The sequence below is a fragment of the Bartonella sp. CM31XJBT genome (genome assembly GCF_028618555.1).
Classification (GTDB): Bacteria; Pseudomonadota; Alphaproteobacteria; order Rhizobiales; family Rhizobiaceae; genus Bartonella.
Window position 1 is genome coordinate 1 of sequence record NZ_JAQITD010000066.1, and the last position, 1,657, is coordinate 1,657.

A 1,657-nucleotide genomic window follows, 5' to 3' on the forward strand; every position below is an offset into this window, starting at 1 on the left:
ATCTTCTTTTCTGACGAACTACCATCAGAATTGAATTGTGCAACCTTGAATTCCGGAGCCCTCCATTCGCCACCTTCATAACTAGCTCCTCCTCCTAAATACATCGCTAGCGTCTGATGCAAGGAATAAAGCTGAGAACCATTCACGGCTTCCGTCGAGCTTTCAGAAAGTGTGCCAGCTTTCACGCCAGAGAGACTACGTGCATCACCATTCATGTTTGCAATTGTGATTGCACTACCCTCTTTTTCACCACCTATCTTGATTACCTTCGTAGCATCATCCTGCTTAACAAGACTATCTCCTACAACTTTATTAATCTCATTCTGAAGCTCTTTATGAATATTCATGAATGAATCACCAACACCAGCAAAGGCAGACGCAACATCATCATAGCTCTGCTCTTCAACAGCACTACCATCCTCATTAACGGTCTTAACTTTGAAACTTGGAGCACTCCATTGACCTTCCTTATATTCAGCGCCACCACCTAAATAAGTTGCAACAGTCTTATTCGTCTCAAAAAGCTGTGAACCATTCACTGCATCACTTGAATCCGCAGAGATTGCACCATCTTCAAGAAACTTAATTTTGCTATTTTTTCTTTCCGATCCATCTCCATGCTTTGCTACAAAGGCTTTTTCCTTATCACTCCACGATAAAGAATCCTGCGCTACTCCTTCAGAAACTTCCTTAATCCGTGCATTTACATTCTTGATATTATCATCAAGACCAGTAAATGCACTACCAACATTATCAAAAGAACTGTCTGTTATATTACCAGCTGCATCAATCTTCGATAACTTGTAGGTCGGTCCTGTAAACGTACCGTCAACAAATTTTGCATCGCCACCAAGAAACTTAACTAAATCCTGAGAAATTGTGTTGATCTGACTACCATTAATCGCATCATGTGAACTATCACCAATGACACCATCTTTGACATTATGAAGCGCAACTGGTCCTGCATCCTTACCTTTACCTAAAGTCACACTCGTGTAATCAATGACGCCATTATCACCATCTTTTTTATCGTAGAGAACCACTGCTGAATCATCAGACTGAAGGCTGCTAGAAAGCTTCTCTAAACTTTGATCAAGTTGCTCTTTGTTAACCGCTTCATTATTCTTCGTTGCTGCCTTAACACCTGAAAGTGTCCGATCCGTACCAGTCTTGTTGGCTATATTGATTTCACTGCCTTCTACTTCTTTCCCAATAGTAATAACCTTCGTATCATCATCCTGCTTGGCAAGGCTATCACTGACAACATTGGTTACATCATTATGAACATTCGTGATAGAACTCGCAACACCAGCAAATGCTTCCGATACACTATTGTAGCTTTCCTCACTTTCTTTACCTTCCGCATCAACTTTCTTGATCACAAAACTTGGTGCTTTCCATTGTCCATCTTTATCATAACCTGCACCTCCACCAAAATAGGTCGCAAATGTCTGATTCATTGAATAAAGCTGATTGCCCGTGATCGCTTCTGTCGAACCTTTAGAAATTTCTCCATCTAATAGAAACTTCAATTTGCTGTTTTCTTGTTCCGCTATAACTTGACCATCTTTCTCTTTGTTCTTTACATGACGCGCCACAAAGGCATGCGCGTCATCGTTCCACAACAAAGCATTCTGCTCAATGGTCTGCGTAAGTT

1 pseudogene is annotated in these 1,657 nt (G+C 41.0%); it reads right to left on the minus strand.

Features of this window, described 5'->3' with window-relative positions:
• A pseudogene (locus PVV63_RS10145) lies at positions 1-1,628 on the minus strand (hypothetical protein); the annotation flags it as partial.
• Positions 1,629-1,657: the final 29 nt, after the last annotated feature.